The following is an 18,677-nucleotide window of genomic DNA, read 5'->3' on the forward strand; positions in this document are numbered from 1 at the left end:
TTGGCGCGGACGGCGTCGCCCCGACCGGCACTGCGCGGAGAATCGAGGGGCACCCCGGCTGTGCCGGGGGGCCCCGACAGGGCCCCCCACGCCCCCCCGTCGCTCGGGGCGACCCGGGAAGCCCGGGCCGCCCCTCGATCGCTCGACCGTATCCGCGACAAGGTCCTCCACGGCAAGCGACTCGATCGCGAGGAGGGGCGCTTTCTCCTGGCCGAGGCGCCCCTGCTCGAGGTGGGCGCGATGGCGAACGACGTCCGCTTCGCGCGCATCCCCGACAAGGTCGTGACGTTCGTCATCGACTCGAATCCGAATTACACGAACGTCTGCGTGACCGACTGTCAGTTCTGCGCCTTCTACCGGAAGCCCGGCGACCCGGAGGCGTGGACGCTCACCGTCGAGGAGGTGCTGGCCAAGGTCGAGTCGGCGGCGGCGCAGGGCGCCACCACGGTGCTCCTCCAGGGCGGCCACAACCCGGAGCTTCCCCTCGACTACTACCTCTCGATCGTGCGCGAGACGCGGCAGCGCTTCCCCCAGGTCACCCCCCACTTCTTCACGGCCTCGGAGATCCAGACGGTGGGACAGGTGGCGTCGCTGACGGTGGGCGACGTGCTCGACCGGCTCTGGGAGGCCGGGCAGCGCACCCTGCCCGGTGGCGGGGCCGAGGTCCTCTCCGAGCGCGTCCGCAAGCGGATCGCGCCGAAGAAGGGCGGGCCGGCGGCGTGGCTCGAGGTCCACCGCGAGGCGCATCGCCGGGGGTTCAAGAGCACGGCCACGATGATGTACGGGCACGTGGAGGGAGTCGACGACCTGCTCGACCATTTCGACGCCATCCGCGAGCTGCAAGATGTCTTCGGAGGGTTCACGGCGTTCGTGCCGTGGTCGTTCAAGCCCGGCAACACGCTCCTGGAGAAGTGGATCAAGCGCTACAAGGGCCCGAACGCGTATCTCCGCATGCTGGCGGTGGCCCGGCTCTACCTCGACAACTTCGATCACATCCAGGCCTCGTGGTTCTCCGAAGGCAAGCACGCCGGCCAGATCGCCCTGCACTTCGGCGCCGACGACTGGGGCGGCACCCTCTTCGAGGAGAACGTCCACCGGGCCGCCGACTACGTGAACACGATCACCGTCGACGAGATCGTCACGCTCATCCGCGAGGCGGGCTTCACCCCCGCCCAGCGCGCCACCACCTACGAGATTCTCCGCACCTTCTAATCCTCGGAGGCGGGCTCCGCCCCCCTTCCGAAACCAGCGCCTAGACAGGGTCGATGGGAGGGACGGCCGGGATGAGGCCGCGCGCGTGCGCCATGGCGAAGAGCCGCTCCAGCGCGGCGCGACCCTCGGCGCCCAGCGCCAGCGTGTAGTCGTTCACGTACATCAGCACGAACCGCCGGCAGGTTGCCTTGTCGATGCCGCGGCCGTAGCGCATCGCGTACTCGAGCGCCTCGTCCACGTGCGCGTGCGCCCAGGCGATCGAGTCCCGCAGGGCCTGCGAGAGCGCCCGATGCGTGGCCTCGCCAAGATCGCGGCGCATGACGTTCACGCCGAGGGGCAGCGGCAGCCCGGTGTCGCGGGCCCAGGCCTGGCCAAGGTCGAGCACCTTCACGAGCCCCATCTGCTGGTGGGTGATCTGGCCCTCGTGAATCAAGAGCCCGAGATCGGCCTGTCCCTCGAGGACGGCCTGAGGGATCTTGTCGAAGGCCACCTCGATCAGCGGCGGCTCCTCGGGAACGTAGAGGCGCAGCAGCAGGGCGGCCGTGGTGTGACTGCCGGGAATGGCCACGACGCGCTCGGGAATCTCCTTCGGATCGATCGGCTCCCGCGCCACGAGAATGGGGCCGTACCCCTTGCCCATCGAGGCGCCCGGGTCCATCAGCCGGTAGCGGTCGGCCACGAGCGTGTAGGTGGCGGCCGACACCGCGGTGACCTCCAGCTCGGCGGCGCGCGAGCGGCGGTTCAGCGACTCGATGTCGTCGAGCACGTGCTCGACGTGCACGCCGGGGATCCGCACCTTGCCCGCCGTCAGCGCGTAGAACATGAACGCGTCGTCGGGGTCGGGGCTGTGGCCTATCCGCACCGTCTGCATCCAGCGCTCCTCCCGAGCGATGTCACCGGCGACGAGTAAGACCGCGACACGCGACCGGATTCTGGACGCCGCCCTGAGCGTATTCGCGGGCAAAGGCTACCACAGGGCGACGGTGGACGACATCGTGCGCGCCTCCGGCACTTCCAAGGGCGCCGTCTATCACCACTTCCCGAACAAGGAGGCCGTCTTCCTGGCCCTGGCCGACGGCTTCGCCGAGCGGCTGGCGACCGCGGTGGCGGCGGCCATCGCCGAGCGCCGCGGCGCGCTCGCCAAGGTGGAGGGCGCGCTGAGCGCCGCGCTGGCCACCTTCGCGGGCAACGAGCGGCTGGCGCGGCTCATCCTGCTCGAGGCCGCCGGCCTGGGCCCGACGTGGGAGGCCAAGCGCGCCGAAGTCCACGACCGGTTCGCCGCGCTGATCCACGGGTACCTCGACGAGGCGCAGCGGGAGGGCTCGATTCCCGCCCTCGACACTCGCGTGGCGACGCTGGCGTGGCTCGGCGCCATCAACGAGGTCGTCATCCAGTGGCTGCACGGACGCGTCACCGACCTGCCCGGCACCATCCCCACGCTGACCAGGCTGCTGCTGCGCTCGATCGGCGCCGCGCCGTCCTGATCCGGGTCGTTCTCGGATCGACCGCCCGAACCAGCGCACCTGGTCCATCACGTTGCCGGCCGTCATCGCCCAGGCCGGCGTGATCGGGCAGCCGGCCGCCCGGAGCGCCCGCGCCACCCAGTTGTTGCAGGTGTTAAGCAGAAAGTAGGTGCCCGTCGCGAGGTAGAACTGGCTTCGGCCATAGAGGCCGCGACCGAGCTTCACCGCCCGGCCGTCGGCGTCGCGCGCATAGCTCGTGTGGATGAATCGGGTGAGCTCGTCGAACCCGCGCCGCGAAAGGCGCACTTCGACAACCTCGCTGCCGGCGAAGTACGCACCGACCGGCGGGTCGAAGCCAACGACGTGCAGGACGCTGTGGCCGGGAACGAGCGCGGCTCTGAGCGCCAACCGGCTCCCACCGTCGGGAGCCTGATAGAACTCCCGGTCGCCCCATCCCACCTCGAGATACCGCGAGTCGCTGAAGTCGTTGTGCTCGGGCCAGAGCGCGGAGGAGATGTCCGACCGCGTGACGACGATCCCGGTGTGCCAGCCGTGCTCGACGACCCAGATCGCCGTGGGCCGGTCCTGGAGCTCCGGCGGGTAGAGCACCGCAATCGGCCCCAGGCAGCCCCCGGCGAGCAGGGGAGCGACGAGGAGCAGGACCCCGGCGTGGCGCACGGCCTCATTCTGCGCAGGCGGGGGCGCCGGCGCCAGCCCCGGTACGTGCTACCATACCGCCGCACCGCTCGGCCGGAGGAGGTCTCTTCGTGGGCACGACGCCGACCGCCAGCAACATCGCGCGCCGCACAGCCGCGCACGCCTAGGAGCGACCGGGTTGGACCGCTGGATCGAGGCGGTGGCACGTCGGGAGCGAGCGCTCACGCTGGCCGGGCTGGCCGGCATCGTGGGGCTGGCCTGGCTTTATCTGTTCCGGCTCAGCCAGGAGATGGCGAGCATGGCGGCCATGGCCATGGCGCACGTGCAGGCGTGGACCCTCGCCGACGCTGCGCTCACCGCGGCGATGTGGACGGTCATGATGGCGGCCATGATGCTGCCCGGCGCGGCCCCGATGCTGCTCGTCTTCACCACCGTCAACCGCAAGCGCCGGGCCGATCACTCCGTCGGGGCGGGTACACCGCTCGTCAGCACCGGGCTCTTCACGCTCGGTTATCTCCTGGTGTGGGGCGGATTCAGCCTGACGGCGGCGACCGCGCAGTGGGGACTCCAGGCGGCGGCGCTGCTGAGCGATGATGCGTTGACCGTGGCGCCCGTCGTCGGCGCCGCGGTGCTCATCGCCGCCGGCATCTACCAGCTCACGCCGCTCAAGTACGCGTGCCTCGCGCGCTGCCGGACGCCGCTGGGCTTCCTGCTCTCCGAGTGGCGCGACGGCGACCTCGGCGCGCTGGTGATGGGGCTGCGCCACGGGCTCTTCTGCCTGGGCTGCTGCTGGGTGCTCATGACGCTGCTCTTCGTGGGCGGCGTCATGAACCTGGCCTGGGTGGCCGCCATCACCGTGTTCGTACTGCTCGAGAAGGTGCTCCCGGCCGGTCGCGCGATCAGTTGGGTCACCGGGCTCGGGTTGATCCTCTGGGGTATCGCCTCCCTTCGAGGGAGCCCCTGAAGGGGGAATGGCGGAAGTGAGCGCTGGGCGCCGCGCCGCCGACGCAGGCATCGTGCGCGCGCGCCCCCGGGATCTCGAGCCCGTGCTCGCGCTGCTGGGCCAGGCCTCCCTGCCCGGCGACGGCGTGGCCGAGCACTTCGAGAACTTCCTGGTCGCGCGGGAGGGCGAGCGGATCGTCGGCGCGGTGGGCTGGGAGCGCTACGGACAGAGCGCGCTGCTGCTCCGCTCGCTGGTGGTGGCGCCCGCGCATCGGCGGTGGGGGCTGGGCCAGGCCCTCACCGAGCGGCTGCTGGAGGAGGCGCGCGCGCAGGGCGTGCGGCGGGTCTTTCTCCTGACCGAGACCGCGGCGGGCTTCTTCCCGCGCTTCGGGTTCAAACCCCTCCGGCGCGACGAGGCCGATCCCACGGTCCGTCGGTCCGTGGAGTTCACGACGGCCTGTCCCGACTCGGCCGTCTGCCTGCGGCTCGATCTCTAGTCGGGCAGGTCCGGCTCGCGGAAGCCGAGCCGGAAGTCGCCGGCCCGGATCGCGCGGATGATGGCGTCGCGGTCGCGGGGGGCGTCCACCTCGACCCAGGCCCGCCCGAAGTGCACCGGCCGGTGGGAGTCGTCGGTGGCGACCTTCACGAGCGGGATCGTCTCTGCGTGGTAGAGCGGCCGGTAGAGCCCGGTGTCGGTCACCTCGATGGCCTCCAGCGGCAGGCCGTCGCGCCGGATGCGCTCGATGCGCGCCAGCGTCTCCTCCACGGAGAGCTTGTAGCGAGCGGGATGGTTCAGCACGTAGAGGGTCTCGCGCTCCCCCATCACCTTGCCGACGTGCTGCGGGAAGGGCTGGTAGCTCAGCTCCACGCCGTGGAAGAGCAGGAGCCTGGGCGCCAGTCGCTGGAGCGCCTGCCAGTAGGCGTCGCCGATATGGTCGTCGTGATCGGTGATGGCGAGGAAGTCGTAGCCGAGCCGCTCGTACTCCTCGATCAGGTGGTGAGGCGCCAGCACGCCGTCCGAGAACGTCGTGTGGGCATGGAGATTGCCCCTGAGCAGCGCCATCAGCCGCGGCTCCGCCAGTGCGCGCCCACCTCGTCCAGCCGGGCGATCCAGAGGCCCGGCCGCTGCCGCGCGTGCTCGATCAGTGCGCGCAGGCACGCCAGCCGCGAGGGGCGGCCGATGATCTGGGGATAGAACGTGAAGGTGGCGATGCCGCCGGCCTCGCCGATCCCGTCCAGATCGCTCAGCCAGCCTTGCAGCACGGTTCCGGGAGGCTGGATCGACCGCTCAGCGTGCGGGTCGCTTGGCGGGCGGCGGACCGCCCCACTCGAACGCGAAGCCGAGGGCAAACCACCCGGTCACCTCGCGACGACCCGTCTGGGCCGCGCCGACCGGCGTGTTCGGTGAGGTCCAGCCGGCGAGCCCCACCCGTCCCGGGCCCCCGGGGCCTTCGGTCTTCGAGGAGAGCGGACCGATGAACGTGGGATCGTGGCGGACGCGCGGCGTGTCCAGATAGTAGTCGGCATCGCTCGGGCGCGTCGCCTGGTAATGATCGCCAGGCGGAACCAACACGGGCTCGCGCGCCCGCTCCGGCGCCGGAGCCGTGATGTCGACCTGCTGGGCCGCCGCCGGCGCGGCCAGGAGCGCCGCCAGCACGATGACCAGAGCCGTGACGAGGGTCCCCATGAATCGATCTTACCAGAGTCCGCCACTGCCTCCGCGCCATACTCCCGCCGCGAGCCGATGCATGATCGGACGCCTGCACGATCACAAGACTCCATCACGGAGGGAATCGATGGCCTCGGCGAACGAGGCAGCTGGGCGGACGGGCTGATCCAGACCGCGTCGGTGGCCACCTACCGGGGCGGCCTGCCGCTCACCGCTCATTACGCGGCGTCCAAGGCCGCCGTGGTCAGCATCACGCGGTCGGCGCCCAATCGCTGGCGCCGCACCGGATCACGTCGAATTGCGTCTGCCCGGGCGTGGTGGACACACCGCTGTGGGAAAAGCTGGACGCCGAGTGGAGCGCGCTCGAGAGCTGGCCGCGGGGCGAGGCCTGGAGGCGCCGGACGGCCACGATCCTGCTGGGCCGGCCGGAAACGGCGGACGACGTCGCCGGGCTGGTGGCCTTCCTGGCCTCCGACGACTCGGATTATGTGACGGGCCAGGCCATCAACATCGACGGGGGCCTGGTCATGGGCAACTAGCGCCGTGGGGTCAGCCGGTGGCGATCACGGCGTCGGCGTCGATCTCGATCAACGCGCCATCCCGGATGAGCTGATCCACGCGGACCAGCGTGCTGGCCGGATACTTTCCTTCGCTGAAGTAGCCCGAGCGGACCTCGTGGATCTCGCGCAGCGACTGCTGGTCGAGCTGGGTCACGTAGACCCGAACGCGCACGATGTCGTCCATCGTGCCACCCTCGCGCGCGAGCACCGTCTTGATCTTCTCCAGCACCTGCCGGGTCTGCTCGCGCATCGTCCGACCCACCACCTTCCCGTCCTCGTCGGTTCCGACCATCCCGGAGATGAAGAGCATCGAGCAGTCCGGCAACTGGACGCGCACCGCGTCGGAGAAGACCGCCGGCACGTTGGTGCCCTGAAGGGCATCGATCCCGCGCGATCTGTCCTTGGCCAGGTTGATGGAGACGCGCTTGACAGGCATGGCGCCGGTATCTTACCAGAGGGTCACTGATGGATGGCACCGCCCCTGCACCGTCGAGCGCCCGAGCCGCTCATGCGTTACGCTCGCGCACCGGGTCTGCTGATCATCGCCCTCCTGCTCCAGGGCTGCGCGGCCCTGGGAGTGACGGGGGGCGCCGTGGCCCTCGCCGCGATGGGGGAGGGTGCGGGAGCCGTCGTCAAGGCCGGAACCGAGTACCGCCTGGGCGGGGTGGCCTACCGGACCTTCACCGTCCCCCTCGACCGGCTGCACGAGGCGACCAGAGCCACGCTGACGCGAATGGACCTCGAGCTCCAGAGCGAGCGGAGCACGGCGAAGGGGCAGGAGATCGTCGCGACGGCCAGGCAGCGCACGATCAACGTCAGACTCGAGCCCCTCACCCGCTCGACCACGCGCATGCGCCTGGCCGTCAGGCGCGACCTCCTGCGATCCGACCGGGCCACGGCCAGCGAGATCATCGCCCAGACCGAGCGCACGCTCGACGAGGCCTCGGCGCTGGCCCACGAGGCCGCCACCCCCGCGCCGGCCTGCTGCGAATGTCGTTGCGGCCCGCCGCGCTGAACGCGCGCGGCCGGCCACCGGGAGATCAACCATGAAAGTCGTCGCTCTCGTCGTTTCTGTTCTCCTGGCAACCGCCGGGACCACCGCCCACGCTCAGATCGGCGTGCCCAACACGCCCGCCCTGCCGCCCGGGCAGCCTCTGCCCGCCCCGTTCGGAACGGCGCCGCATCCGTTCAACGACTCCCACCCGGCGCAGCCCTGGGACCGCTTCCACGTGGGCACAGTCGGGCTGCCGATCGGGGACTTCGAGGTGCCGGCGCGCTCCGTGGTGCTCCCGATCGAGGTCGTCCAGCCAGGCTCGCTGCCGTCGACCGCCGAGCCGCGGGAGGTGACCCTGCCGAGCTACCGCGTGACGGAAACGACGACCGGGTTCATCGTCCACGAGCACTGGGGCGTACGGCCCGTGGGCAACATCTACCAATGGACGCTGATCCCGACCTACTTCAGAGCCAAGCAGTAAATCGGTGGGTCGGAGAGAGTAAGACGCTGCACCCGGATGCGCACCGATTTGCGTATCACACCGCTCTCTTGATGACTCCGATGAGGGCGGGGGCGCGGGCCAGCAGGCGGTGGACCCGCGGCAGCAGGCTGGTCTCGGCACGGCGGAAGGCTCGATAGGCGAGCCGCCGGAAGACGAGATCCTGGTACGGCAGGCAGGAGACGAACCGGCAGCCGAGCCCGGCCTTGAACTGGAACAGCCCGTAGTTCCGGTGGCTGGGGTCGGGCACCTTGCCGACCCCGCTGGAGCCGAAATCGATCAGCTGCGCGCCCGAGGTCTTCGCCCGGCGAATGCAGTCCCAGAAGAGCGCGGGCGCCACGCCGTGCAGGGGCCGGGGGCCGTCGGCCCGTACCGACGAGGCGTGGACGTAAACGCGCCGGCCCAGGCGGAAGGCCAGCAGGCCCCCGACGACGTCGGCCTCCGTGCGCGCCAGCAGCAGGAGCGCGTCGCCGTGGTGGGCGTAGCGGTCGAAGAGCCTCTGGTAATGGCCGAACTCGCGCACGGGAAACTGCTTCAGCCGGCCGAGTTTCTGCAGGAGCCGGTGGAACGCGGCCAGGTCATCCTCGCTCTGTCCCTGCTCGATGCTGATCTCCTTGCGGCCGACGTTGCGGATGTAGCGGCGGTAGCGCTCGCGCACTCCCCTGAGCAGCTCGGCCTCGTCGGGTGTCAGGTCGAGCATCTGGATGTGGCGCGGGACGTTCCAGGTCGACCACATGTCGGCGAGAGGGCGGAAGCCGTGCTCGCGGAGCTGGGCGGCGACTCGCTCCTGGTCGTCCGGGATTCCGGGGCTGGCCCGGAGGGAGATGCCGCCGATGGCGGCGGCGAAGCGCCGGATGTTGTCGAGGAGGCTCGCCAGGCCCGTGGGCATCTCCGGGCGCCACAGCGGCCCGCGGGGCGCGTAGATGATCGCGCCCAGCGGCGGCAGCTGGCGATACTGGAGGGAGGCGGCGGCCAGACACACGCCATCGCCGAAGACGGCGAAGCGGCGGATCCGCCATCCTTGCTCCCGTCGCATCTCGCCCCACTCGAAGCCTTGCCTGAGATCGTAGGCGGCAAACGATTGCACGAGGTCGTTCCAGGTTTTGCGCTGGCTGATCGTCCGGATCTCGAGCCCCTCGGCGGTCGGGCGCGTCTCCACGGATGGCATGAACTGGCATAGCTTGTGCCATTCACCCGGTGTGCCTCCCGGGCGTCTGCGCTCACCGGTCGACCCAGAGATCGGCGGGTGGGCCAAGTCCCTCGCCATTCTTCTGCGCAAGCTGCGCCTGCTCATCCAGCGCGAAGGGTGGGCGGGGACGGTGAGAGTCGGGCTGAAGAAGTACCGGTACCTCGCGGAGTTCACTCCCGCGCGCCGCCGCGCCAGGCGAGAGGCGTCGGAGTTCGATCGGTTCCACGAGGTGACCACGAGCGCTATCGTCGACCTCAGCGAGCTCCGGGTGGAGGGGCCGAGCGCACCCTTCGGCTTCCGCCACCAGCCCTCGCCTCCCGAGCGCTTCACCGAGATCATCCGCTCGCTACCGATCCGCTTCGAGGACTTCGCATTCGTGGATCTCGGGTCGGGCCTGGGACGCGCGCTGCTCCTGGCCGCGCAGTTCCCGTTCCAGAGGATCGTCGGCGTGGAGCTCTCGCGGGAGCTCGAGCGGGTGGCCCAGGACAACCTGCGATGCTTCCGGAGCCCGCGGCGATGCGCTCGCATCGAGTCGGTGCTCGGCGACGCCGCGACGTTCGAGCTGCCCGGGGCGCCGCTGGTCGTCTACCTCTACAACCCCTTCGACGAGCCGGTCCTCGCCCGGTGCCTGAAGAACATCGAGCACTCACTGGCCGGGCGCCCCCGCCCGATCGTCGTGGTCTACTACTACCCGAAGCTGCGACACGTGTTCGAGGGGAGCCCGGCGCTGCGGACGTTCTACGTCGGCGACGACGTGGCGATCTACGCGAGCCCCTGGTCGCCCCGGGGCAGTCCCGCGCAACCGTGAACTGACGGGACGCCAGCTGAACCCCTGCCCTACCAGATTCGCAATCACGATCGTCAGCTCGGCGGGATCGACCGGCTTCTCCACGTGCATGTGGAATCCCGCCGCCAGCGAGCGCATCCGATCCTCCACCCGGCCATAGGCGGTGAGGGCCACGGCCGGAGTCTTGCCCCACTCGGAGGCCGGCAACGAGCGGAGGCGCTGGATGAGGGCGTAGCCGTCGACCTCCGGCATCTCGACGTCGGACACCAGCACATCGGGCTTCCACCACCGCACCGCGTCGAGCGCGCCGGCGGCGGATGTGAACGTCATCACCTCGGCGCCGGCATCGCCCAGGACCGATCGGCCCAGCTCCAGGGAGTCTCCATCGTCCTCCCGCCGGAGGACAGATGCGGTCGCTCCGCTCCCGCCCGAGCTCGGGCAGGGAGAGCGGCAGCCGGACGCTGAAGGTCGCGCCCTTGCCCCGGCCCGGGCTCTGGGCCGCCACCTCGTCGGGGTGAAGGGGGTCAGCAACCTGATCATGGTCAAGCCTCGCGTGACCCCGAGCGACATCAAGATGAGTATCGAGGATGCGCTCAAGCGCAGCGCGGAGATGGACGCCCGCCGAATCACCGTGGAGGTCTCCGGTGGTAAGGTCACGCTCCGGGGCAGCGTGCGCTCGTGGGCGGAGAGCAAGGAGGCCGAGCGCGCGGCTTGGGCGGCGCCCGGAGTCTCCCACGTGGAGAACCGCCTCTCGATCATGCCCTAACCAGCGGTTCGACCACTCCCCACTCCGTGGCCCGGGGCCCTGTGAGGCCCCGGGCCACCAGCGCGCCGCTGGCCTCCCCGCGGCGTAACTACTCCGGTGCGATGCCCGCCGCGAAATCAGCTGCCTAGCATGTCCCGAGTCGTAATAGTGTTGACACTTCAGACTCGAAACGAAGAGGGCCATCTGGCCTATCGTTCCCAGAGTGACAACCCCCTGCAAGGGACCACTTTGGGAGGATCGACCGATGACCCTGGACGACAGCATACTCGGACTGCGGCTGCGCGTCATGCGGCGTGCGCAAGAGGCGGGCGTGAGCGCGGCCTGCCGCGAAGTGGGGATCTCCCGCACGGTGTTCTACCGCTGGCGGAAGCGGCTCGAGCGCTATGGGGCCGACGGCTTGCATCCGCGCCGCCGCCACGCCCAGCGCGGCCGGCCGGTGCAGCTGGCGCCCGAGGTCGAGCGGCTGATCGTGAGCGTCGCGCTCAGTGCGGGGACCTGGGGCTGTGGGCGGATTGCCGCCGACCTGGCGCACCGTTGGAAGCTCCGCGTCGCGCCGAGCACGGTGCAGCGCGTGTTGCGCCGGGCGGGCTTGGCGACGCGCCGCGCCCGGCTCACGGTCCTCGAGCACCAGGCGGCGCACACGGTCGGGCTGTTGACCGAGCGCACCCGCCGGCGGCTCTGGCGGGCGCGCCACGGCCGGACGCGCCACGTCGAGGCGCAGCAGCCCGGCGAGTTGGTGTGCCTCGACACGTTCTACATCGGCCAGCTCAAGGGGGTGGGCAAGGTCTGGCAGATCACGGCGTGCGACGCGGCCTGCTCCTACGGGGCGGCGTGGCTGCTGCCGGCCTTCTCCGCGGCCGCTGCGGCGGCGTTCCTCCGCGACATCCTCGTGCCGCTCTATCGGCGCGCGGGCTGGCCCCTGCTGCGCGTGCTCACGGACGGCGGCGGCGAGTTCCAGGGGGCGTTCGATGACGCCTGCCGGCAGCTCGGCCTCCGGCACACGCGCACCCAGCCGCGCCATCCATGGACGAACGGGTTCGTCGAGCGGCTGCAGGGCACCATTCTCCAGGAACACTGGCGGGTGCAGTTTCGTCGCCGCTACTTCACCAGCCGTGCGGCGCTCGCGCGAAGTCTGGCCGAGTTCATGCGCTTCTATAACGACCAGCGACCCCATCAGGGCTACCGCCTCCGGGGCCAACCGCCCTCGGCGCTGTTCCACGGCGCCGCGGCGGCGCATCGCTAATTCCATGACACGCTCTGGGACGCCGAAAGTGTCAACACCATTTCGAGTCTGGACAGCCTAGCAGAGGTCTAAACTTCCAGAAGTAGTTCACGTAGCCCTCGCCCTCGTGGATGCGGCGGAAGCAGAGCTCGACGGCCATGTCGAAGCCGACCGCCGCCGGATCGCAGTCGGTGACCTGGGCGTAGAAGCGCCCGCCGCCCTCGAGGTCGGCCGCGGCCATGACGGTGGGCGGGTCGGGATTCGGCACCAGATGGTCCTTCGTGAACGTGAAGACCTTGCCCTGCCGGGAGAGCTTGTGGTCGGTGAGCCGGCTGGACGAGCACTGCCAGCACAGGTGGCGCTGCGGGTAGTTCACGGCGCCGCAGTCGGCGCACTTCTGGCCGTAGAGCCGAAGGTTCTGCCGTTCCTCCCGCACCAGCGTCGGGACGCTCGAGAACGAGCGGATGACCTCGGTGTCGACGTGGCGGCGGAATCGCAGGAACTTGCCGTAATGCCCGAGCGCCCGGCCGGCGGCGAGCTGCCCGCCCACGGGCCGCGGGGGGCGGAAGCCAGCGATCGCATCCGTCGCCTCGAAGAGCAACGCCTCCGCCCCGTTGCCGTACGACACCACCAGGATCTGATCGTGAGGCTTCGCCTCCTCCATGACGGAGGCCAGCTCCAGCAGGCAGGAGGCGGCACCCGTGTTGCCGGCCCGCCCGATGACGGGCTCCCCGGGCACCGCGGCCTCGGGAAACTTCAGCTGGCGGACCAGCGCCGCGTGGGTGCGGGCATCGGGGCCGTAGAGCACGAGCCTGGCGACGTCCTCCCGCTTCCGACCCGTTTTCCGGAGGAGCCCGTCGATGGCCTCGGGGATGTGCTTGTCGAGCCCGTGAGCCTTGATGAACGTCAGATCGGGCAGTGACTGGACGTAGCGCTCGCCATCGTTGCGCCAGAAATCGGTGAACTCGTGGCTGGCCGTGAATGCTCCCTCGAAGGAGGCGATGACGTCGGCGGTCCCGATCAGCGCCGCGCCGGCGCCGTCGCCCACGAGCATCTCCAGCTCGCCGCCGGGCGCGACCGGCCGCATGTCCGCCGCCGCCACCAGCGCCTCGGCCGCCGAGCCCGCCCGCACCGTGTCGAGCGCCAGACGGAGCGCGGTGGTGCCGCAGCGGAGCGATCCCCCGAGATCGGCAGTGAGCACGCCCGCCCCCAGGTCGACGACGCTGGCCAGAAGCGTGGCGCTGGACTTCTCGACGTAGGGCGCGGAGGTCGAGGCGAAGAAGCAGGCGCCGATGCCGGAGACGGCGCGCGCGCCGATGGCGTTGAGGGCCGCCTCGCAGGCCATGGTAAGGGCGTCCTCGTCGTAGTTGGCCACGGCGCGCCCGCCGCCGCCCCCGCCCCACACCTGCGCGACCGTCTGGCCCGACAGCCGGTAGCGCGGCACGTAGCCCCCCACGCTCACGAGACCGATCTTCGGATCAGCCATGGGTGATGTCTCCACTATCCAAGGAAATACCGCCTCGGATCGAAGAGCCGGATGAGCCGCAGCTCGTCCGGCGTCGGGGGATCGAAGCGCCGCAGGGCCGGGGCGACCTTCAGCTCCCAGCCGCACGCCTCCCGCGCAGCCCGGACGGCTTCCGCCTCGGGCGGCCCCGCCAGGACGCCCGTCAGGATCAGCTCGGAGCTCTCGTCGGGCTTCTCGTACACGCCCCGGTCCGACACGACGGTCGTGACGCGCGTGCCCGGCGCCGTGATGTACGGCGCCTTGTCGACGAAGCGCTCCCGGCTCTGGGCCAGCGTCACGACGACCTCCCGCGCCGACGAGGCGATGTCGTTGGCTCCGCCCGAGCCCGTGATGTACAGGGTCCCCGGCACGATGGTCGAGTTGATGTTGCCGTGCTTGTCGATCTGCCCCGCCGCCAGCGAGCCGAGGCAGCGGTTCTCGCTCCCGCCCATGAAGATGCCCATAACGTGGAAGATGTCGGTGAGCATCTTGGACGACGGGAAGTTGCGGAACGAGAAGACGAACGGCTCGGCCGGGCGCGGCAGATAGCCGACCATCCCCGTCTCGGCCATCAGCTCCACGTCGACGCCGGCGGCCTTCAGCTCGTAGGCGCTGAGCCAGGCGGCCAGGTTCGAGTTGCCCACGCCGGCCAGGAAGGCGCGATAGCCCCGCGCCCTCACCTTCTCGCCGAGCAGGCGCGCCGCGGCCACCACCATCATCTCCGCTGCGGTGAAGCCGCCGTCGGCGGGAATGGCGGGCGCGAGCATCTCCAGCTCCCAGACCCAGGCGTCGGTGTGGGCGCGGCCCTTGACCTCCATCAGCCGCTGGTAGCCCAGCCGGGCGACGTAGGCCCCCTGGTCCGGCACCTCCAGCATCCACTCCTTGATCCAGGCCTCCGCCGTCTCGCGCTTCCGGAAGGCGCGGCGCAGCGTGAGGATGAAGTCGAGGTCCTCCGCGTATCCCTCCAGCTCGGCGACGTTCATGCCGTACATCCCGGCGGGATGGGCCCCGAACGGCGCCTCCACCACGGCCGCGACGTACTGTCCCGGCAGTCGCACCAACGGGGCGTGGCGGCGGATGAACTCGGTCGAGACGACCTTCTCGACGCTGACGATGGCGCCCCCGCGGGCGGCCATCGCCGCGTAGAAGTTCTCGTTGAGGGGCGCGGCGGCGAGGACGTTGCCGGCGCGGTCGGCGGCCCAGGCGTGAAACAGCGCCACATCCGGCTTGAGCGAGCGCACGAACCCGACCCTTCGAGCGCCGGCTCCGCCGGCACAACCCTCCGATGGGGAGGTTCGGAGGGGGTCGTGAGGCCCTCTCTGACTAGGGATCTCGGAGGGGGCCGTAACGTCCGCCCCCTCCGAAAAAAACGGGTCGGGGGCGGCGAGGAAATCGCCATCGCGCGCGTTGTCCTCCTCCATCGAGGAGCCGAGCAGCGAGCGCGTGGGCATGAAGGGCACGCCCAGCGCGCCCCCGATCAGCCTGAGCGGCATCGTCAGCATCGACCAGTTCTGGACGGCCACCTGGCCGCCGAGCACGGCGCGGCCGACCAGCGGCTGGGGCGTCGGATAAGGATAGCCCTCGCCGATGAAGGTCGTGACGAGGCGCTCGACGAGGCCGCCCACGACGAACGCCGTCCAGGGCGAGCCGAACCCGGTCATCGCCAGCGTCCAGCCCGGCCTCCGGCCCCACCACTGGCGGATCACCTCTCGCACCAGCGCGTTCGGGCGGCCGTGGGCGGCGCCCAGGTAGATGGTCTGGCGCGGCGCGATCAGGCGCCGCACCGCCTCCTCCAGGGTCGTCACCTTGTCCGGCCCTTCGGTGGGCGGCAGCGCGAGGCGTCGCCCGATCAGCTCCGCGTAGTCCGAGCGCATCTTTCCCTAGCGTGGTGAGAAGATGCGGGCCTTGATCCGACCCGGCACCCAGCCGGCCAGCAGGTGGGCCGCCCGCGCCAGCCGCTCCAGCGACGCGGCGCTCCCCGGCCAGTACTTGAGCAGCAGGGCGCGGTCGACGTAGTTGAGGATCCCGTCGAGGATGATCGCCGCCAGCAGGAGATCGTCGAGGTAGCCCAGGAACGGGATGAAGTCGGGGATCAGGTCGATGGGACTGGCCAGGTAGACCGCCGCGGCGGCCAGGGCGATCTTGGCCGGGCGCGGCAGTACCGGGTCGCCCACGAGCCGGGCGATCAGCCGTACGAGGTCGGGCAGCGCGCGCAGCAGCTCCTTCACTCCAGGCTCTCCGCCACCAGCTCGCTCACATCTTTGACTTGAAGTCGCTCCTCGGCCCCCTTGACCTTACGGCCCAGGTCGATCATCGCCAGGCAGAAGGGACAGGCGGTGCCCACCATGGTCGCCTCGGTCTCCAGGGCCTCCTCCACCCGGATGATGTTGACGCGCTTCCGGGACTTCACCTCCATCCACATGTGGCCCCCGCCCCCGCCGCAGCAGAGCCCGCGTTCGCGGTTGCGCGGCATCTCGATGACCCGGAGACCGGGAAGCGCGCGGGCCACGGCCCGGGGCGCCTCCATGATGCCGTTGTAGCGTCCGAGATAGCAGGAGTCGTGGAAGGCCAGCGTCGCGTCGAGGGCCTTTTTCGGCTTGATCCGGCCGGCGGCGAGCAGCTCGTTGATGACCACCGAGTGGTGGACCACCTCGTAGGTGCCGCCGAACTGGGGGAACTCGTTCTTGATGGTGTTGAAGCAGTGGGGGCAGTGGGTGAGGACCTTCCGGAAGCGGTACCGGCCCAGCGCCTCGACGTTCTCCTGCTGCACGGTCTGGTACAGGTACTCCTCGCCCAGCCGGCGCGCGACCTCGCCGTGGCAGCGCTCCTCCGGCATCACCGCGAAGGACACGCCGGCCGCTTTGAGGATCCTCACCACGGACCGCGCGATCGACTGGTTGCGCTTGTCGTAGGAGGCGGAGCAGCCGACCCAGTAGAGGTACTCGACCTCTTTGCCCGGCTCCATGAGCGGCACGTCGAGCCCGTGCGCCCAGGCCAGCCGCTCGCTGGCCGGCAGCCCCCAGGGGTTGCCCGCCCGCTGGATGTTCTGCAGCGATTGCGGCGCCGTCGACGGGAGAGCGCCCTCCGACAGCGCCAGATACCGGCGGAGGTCGATGATGGTGTCGACGATGTCGATGAAGGCCGGGCACTCCTGCACGCAGGCCATGCAGGTCGTGCACGCCCACAGCTCCTCGGCCTTGATGAGTTGGCCGTGGATCGGTCCGGGCAGCTCGCCGTGCAGGTGCCGCTTGAGCTTCACGATGATCTGCTTGGGGGATAGCGCCGTGCCCGCCATGTAGGCGGGGCAGACCGCCTGACAGCGCCCGCACTCCACGCACGCGTCGAAGTCTAGCCGTCGCTTCCACGAGAACTCCTCGAGCTTCGAGATGCCGAACGACTCGGCCTCCTCGATGTTCTCGATCTTGGGGATCTCGCCGCGGGGGCCGAGCTTCGAGAAGAAGATGTTCAGCGGCGTGGTCAGGAGGTGGACGAAGTAGGAGTAGGGGATGACGGCGACGAAGGCCAGGGAGATCGCCGCGTGGAACAGCCAGGTCCCCAGATGGAGCGCACGCAACGCGCCCTCCGACATCCCGGCCGCCAGCATCGTCCGCCCCAGCGCCCAGCCCACCGGCGACCACGGCGCCCACGCCGGCTCGACGACGGCCAGGCGGCAGGCCTCCATGATGAAGCCCGTGAGGTTGATCACGAAGAGCAGGGCCAGCACGCCGGCGAAGCGCGCCGTGGGATCGAGGCGATCCGGGCGCGCGACGAAGCGCCGCCCCACCGCCATGCCGAGCCCGATGACGAAGAAGAGCCCGAAGAGGTCGAGCACCGTCTCGTAGAAGAGGTAGAACGGCCCCTGGAGCAGCTTCACGTCGAAGAGCGGCAGCGTGATGTCCCAGTCGATGGTGGCCAGCACGGTGCCCATGAAAAGGGCGAGGAAGCCCCAGAATATGATCGCGTGCATGACCCCCGGATAGGCCTGGGAGAGTGTGCGGGCCTGGCCGAGCGCGTGCACCAGCACGAGCTTGACGCGTTCGGGAACCCGGTCGAATCGGTCCTGGGGGCGGCCGGCGCGCCACAGCCGGACGCGCTGCCACATACCGTAGACGAAGACGGCGACGGCCGCGAGGGCGCCGGCGTAGAGCGCGATCTGAGCCCAGGCCGGAACATTCCAGAAGGTGTCGCGGAACGGAATCTGTCCGGTCATGAGTGTCCCAACGATAGCACGGCGAGAACGACCTCCGCGGCGGCGTACGGGTCGAGCTGCCCGTCGGCGACCCGATCGAACGTCTGGGCCAGGTCGCCCGAGCGCAGCATCCGCTCCACGCTGTCCCTGAACTCCTCCACCAGGAGACTCTTGAACTCGTCGCGCCGCCGGGCCCGGCGCCGTTCGGCCAGCGCGCCCGCTCCCTCCAGAGCTGCGCGGTGGCCGACGACCGTGTCGAGCAGCTCGGCCATCCCGCCGTTGTTCTGGGCCTCCGTCGCCAGCACGGGGATCTCCCAGTCGACGTCGCGCGGCGCGGTGGGGCTGGTGGAGGCCAGGTGGGCGGCGAACTTCAGCTCCGCCATCAGGGCGGGGGCGCCGGTGCGGTCGGCCTTGTTGACGACGAAGACGTCGGCCGCCTCCATGAGGCCCGCCTTCATCGTCTGGATGGCGTCGCCCGACTCCGGCACCAGGATGACCACCGTCGTGTCGGCGAGCTTCATGATGTCGAGCTCGGTCTGGCCCACGCCCACGGTCTCGATGAGGATCCACGGAAACCCGAACGCGGCCAGGAGCTTGATGACGTCGCCGGTGGCGCGGGCCAGCCCGCCGAAGGCGCCGCGCGTCGCCATGCTCCGGATGAAGACGCCGGGGTCGAGCGCGTGGGCCTGCATGCGGATGCGATCGCCCAGCACCGCGCCCCCCGTGAACGGACTCGACGGATCCACGGCGACGACGCCGACGGTCTGCTCGCGCGCGCGGAGCAGCGCGGTCAGCCGGTCCACGACTGTCGATTTACCGGCGCCGGGTGGCCCCGTCACGCCCACGACGTAGGCGCCCTGCGCCCGCGGATGGATCGCGCGCATGATGGCGGGCACCGCCTCCCTGCGGTTCTCGACGTGGGTGATGAGACGCGCCAGCGCCAGCCGGTCGCCGGCCAGCATGCGCTCGACGAGCGCGTCGATTTTCTGCGGGCGGGTCTTCGGATCAGGCATCGGCCGACGGG

At 70.4% G+C, this 18,677-nt stretch carries 20 protein-coding genes and 1 pseudogene; 10 read left to right on the forward strand and 11 right to left on the reverse strand.

What is annotated here, in order from left to right; all coding sequences use genetic code 11:
• Positions 1 to 1,212: cyclic dehypoxanthinyl futalosine synthase (gene mqnC, locus VGV13_06385; protein ID HEV8640706.1), on the forward strand; the 1,212-nt coding region annotated here is incomplete at its 5' end.
• A gap of 40 nt (positions 1,213 to 1,252) precedes the next feature.
• On the opposite strand, the gene VGV13_06390 is transcribed toward mqnC, so the two are convergent.
• Positions 1,253 to 2,083, reverse strand: a complete 831-nt coding sequence (locus VGV13_06390; GenBank protein HEV8640707.1) for an MqnA/MqnD/SBP family protein — start codon at positions 2,081 to 2,083, stop codon at positions 1,253 to 1,255.
• 19 nt (positions 2,084 to 2,102) lie between these two features.
• Between VGV13_06390 and VGV13_06395 the strand changes: the two genes are divergently transcribed.
• The 3 genes from VGV13_06395 to arsN2 all read left to right on the forward strand — a co-directional run bounded on the left by VGV13_06395 (position 2,103) and on the right by arsN2 (position 4,771).
• Positions 2,103 to 2,696, forward strand: a complete 594-nt coding sequence (locus tag VGV13_06395) for a TetR/AcrR family transcriptional regulator (protein HEV8640708.1) — start codon at positions 2,103 to 2,105, stop codon at positions 2,694 to 2,696.
• A gap of 814 nt (positions 2,697 to 3,510) precedes the next feature.
• Positions 3,511 to 4,296, forward strand: a complete 786-nt coding sequence (locus tag VGV13_06400; protein HEV8640709.1) for a DUF2182 domain-containing protein — start codon at positions 3,511 to 3,513, stop codon at positions 4,294 to 4,296.
• A 16-nt stretch (positions 4,297 to 4,312) separates the two neighbouring features.
• Complete coding sequence (arsN2, locus tag VGV13_06405) at positions 4,313 to 4,771, forward strand: arsenic resistance N-acetyltransferase ArsN2 (GenBank protein ID HEV8640710.1); 459 nt, start codon at positions 4,313 to 4,315, stop codon at positions 4,769 to 4,771.
• On the opposite strand, the gene VGV13_06410 is transcribed toward arsN2, so the two are convergent.
• The 3 genes from VGV13_06410 to VGV13_06420 are packed head-to-tail and all read right to left on the reverse strand — an operon-like array spanning position 4,768 to position 5,961.
• Entirely contained in the window at positions 4,768 to 5,337 is a 570-nt protein-coding gene (locus VGV13_06410) for a PHP domain-containing protein (protein HEV8640711.1), read from the reverse strand. The genes arsN2 and VGV13_06410 overlap by 4 nt on opposite strands.
• Entirely contained in the window at positions 5,337 to 5,537 is a 201-nt protein-coding gene (locus VGV13_06415) for a hypothetical protein (protein HEV8640712.1), read from the reverse strand. Before VGV13_06415 ends, VGV13_06410 begins: the two co-directional genes overlap by 1 nt.
• Before the next feature lie 25 nt (positions 5,538 to 5,562).
• Positions 5,563 to 5,961 (reverse strand): hypothetical protein, encoded by a 399-nt coding sequence (locus VGV13_06420; GenBank protein HEV8640713.1) that lies wholly within the window; start codon positions 5,959 to 5,961, stop codon positions 5,563 to 5,565.
• A 254-nt stretch (positions 5,962 to 6,215) separates the two neighbouring features.
• On the opposite strand from VGV13_06420, the gene VGV13_06425 reads away from it, so the two are divergent.
• Positions 6,216 to 6,482 carry an SDR family oxidoreductase gene (locus VGV13_06425; GenBank protein HEV8640714.1) on the forward strand — a complete coding sequence of 89 codons (267 nt, stop codon included), beginning with the start codon at positions 6,216 to 6,218 and terminating at the stop codon, positions 6,480 to 6,482.
• Between the two features lie 10 nt (positions 6,483 to 6,492).
• On the opposite strand, the gene VGV13_06430 is transcribed toward VGV13_06425, so the two are convergent.
• Positions 6,493 to 6,939, reverse strand: a complete 447-nt coding sequence (locus tag VGV13_06430) for a RidA family protein (protein HEV8640715.1) — start codon at positions 6,937 to 6,939, stop codon at positions 6,493 to 6,495.
• A 72-nt stretch (positions 6,940 to 7,011) separates the two neighbouring features.
• Between VGV13_06430 and VGV13_06435 the strand changes: the two genes are divergently transcribed.
• Positions 7,012 to 7,518, forward strand: coding sequence for a DUF3568 family protein (locus VGV13_06435; protein HEV8640716.1), 507 nt, complete (start codon positions 7,012 to 7,014; stop codon positions 7,516 to 7,518).
• A 31-nt stretch (positions 7,519 to 7,549) separates the two neighbouring features.
• Entirely contained in the window at positions 7,550 to 7,978 is a 429-nt protein-coding gene (locus tag VGV13_06440; protein HEV8640717.1) for a hypothetical protein, read from the forward strand.
• A gap of 55 nt (positions 7,979 to 8,033) precedes the next feature.
• Here the strand turns inward: VGV13_06440 and VGV13_06445 are convergent, their stop codons facing one another.
• A complete protein-coding gene (locus VGV13_06445) occupies positions 8,034 to 9,164 on the reverse strand; it encodes a peptidoglycan bridge formation glycyltransferase FemA/FemB family protein (protein HEV8640718.1) in 1,131 nt (376 codons plus the stop codon).
• Between VGV13_06445 and VGV13_06450 the strand changes: the two genes are divergently transcribed.
• From VGV13_06450 to VGV13_06460, 3 genes and pseudogenes are all read left to right on the forward strand, one after another.
• A complete protein-coding gene (locus VGV13_06450) occupies positions 9,163 to 9,993 on the forward strand; it encodes a class I SAM-dependent methyltransferase (GenBank protein ID HEV8640719.1) in 831 nt (276 codons plus the stop codon). The genes VGV13_06445 and VGV13_06450 overlap by 2 nt on opposite strands.
• 472 nt (positions 9,994 to 10,465) lie before the next feature.
• A pseudogene (locus tag VGV13_06455) lies at positions 10,466 to 10,738 on the forward strand (BON domain-containing protein).
• A 244-nt stretch (positions 10,739 to 10,982) separates the two neighbouring features.
• Positions 10,983 to 11,981, forward strand: a complete 999-nt coding sequence (locus VGV13_06460; protein HEV8640720.1) for an IS481 family transposase — start codon at positions 10,983 to 10,985, stop codon at positions 11,979 to 11,981.
• Between the two features lie 31 nt (positions 11,982 to 12,012).
• Here the strand turns inward: VGV13_06460 and VGV13_06465 are convergent, their stop codons facing one another.
• Genes VGV13_06465 through meaB form a run of 5 tightly spaced genes read right to left on the reverse strand, consistent with a single transcriptional unit; the run spans position 12,013 to position 18,666 of the window.
• Positions 12,013 to 13,446 (reverse strand): OB-fold domain-containing protein, encoded by a 1,434-nt coding sequence (locus tag VGV13_06465; protein HEV8640721.1) that lies wholly within the window; start codon positions 13,444 to 13,446, stop codon positions 12,013 to 12,015.
• Positions 13,447 to 13,460: 14 nt separating this feature from the next.
• Entirely contained in the window at positions 13,461 to 15,338 is a 1,878-nt protein-coding gene (locus VGV13_06470; protein ID HEV8640722.1) for a CoA-transferase, read from the reverse strand.
• Between the two features lie 6 nt (positions 15,339 to 15,344).
• Complete coding sequence (locus tag VGV13_06475; GenBank protein HEV8640723.1) at positions 15,345 to 15,692, reverse strand: DUF1232 domain-containing protein; 348 nt, start codon at positions 15,690 to 15,692, stop codon at positions 15,345 to 15,347.
• On the reverse strand, positions 15,689 to 17,674 hold the full coding sequence (locus tag VGV13_06480; protein ID HEV8640724.1) for a heterodisulfide reductase-related iron-sulfur binding cluster: 1,986 nt from the start codon (positions 17,672 to 17,674) through the stop codon (positions 15,689 to 15,691). Before VGV13_06480 ends, VGV13_06475 begins: the two co-directional genes overlap by 4 nt.
• A complete protein-coding gene (gene meaB / locus VGV13_06485; protein HEV8640725.1) occupies positions 17,671 to 18,666 on the reverse strand; it encodes a methylmalonyl Co-A mutase-associated GTPase MeaB in 996 nt (331 codons plus the stop codon). The genes VGV13_06480 and meaB overlap by 4 nt, the downstream gene beginning before the upstream one ends.
• Between the last annotated feature and the right edge of the window lie 11 nt (positions 18,667 to 18,677).

Source organism: Candidatus Methylomirabilota bacterium, assembly GCA_036001065.1.
GTDB lineage: Bacteria > Methylomirabilota > Methylomirabilia > Rokubacteriales > CSP1-6 > MNEF01.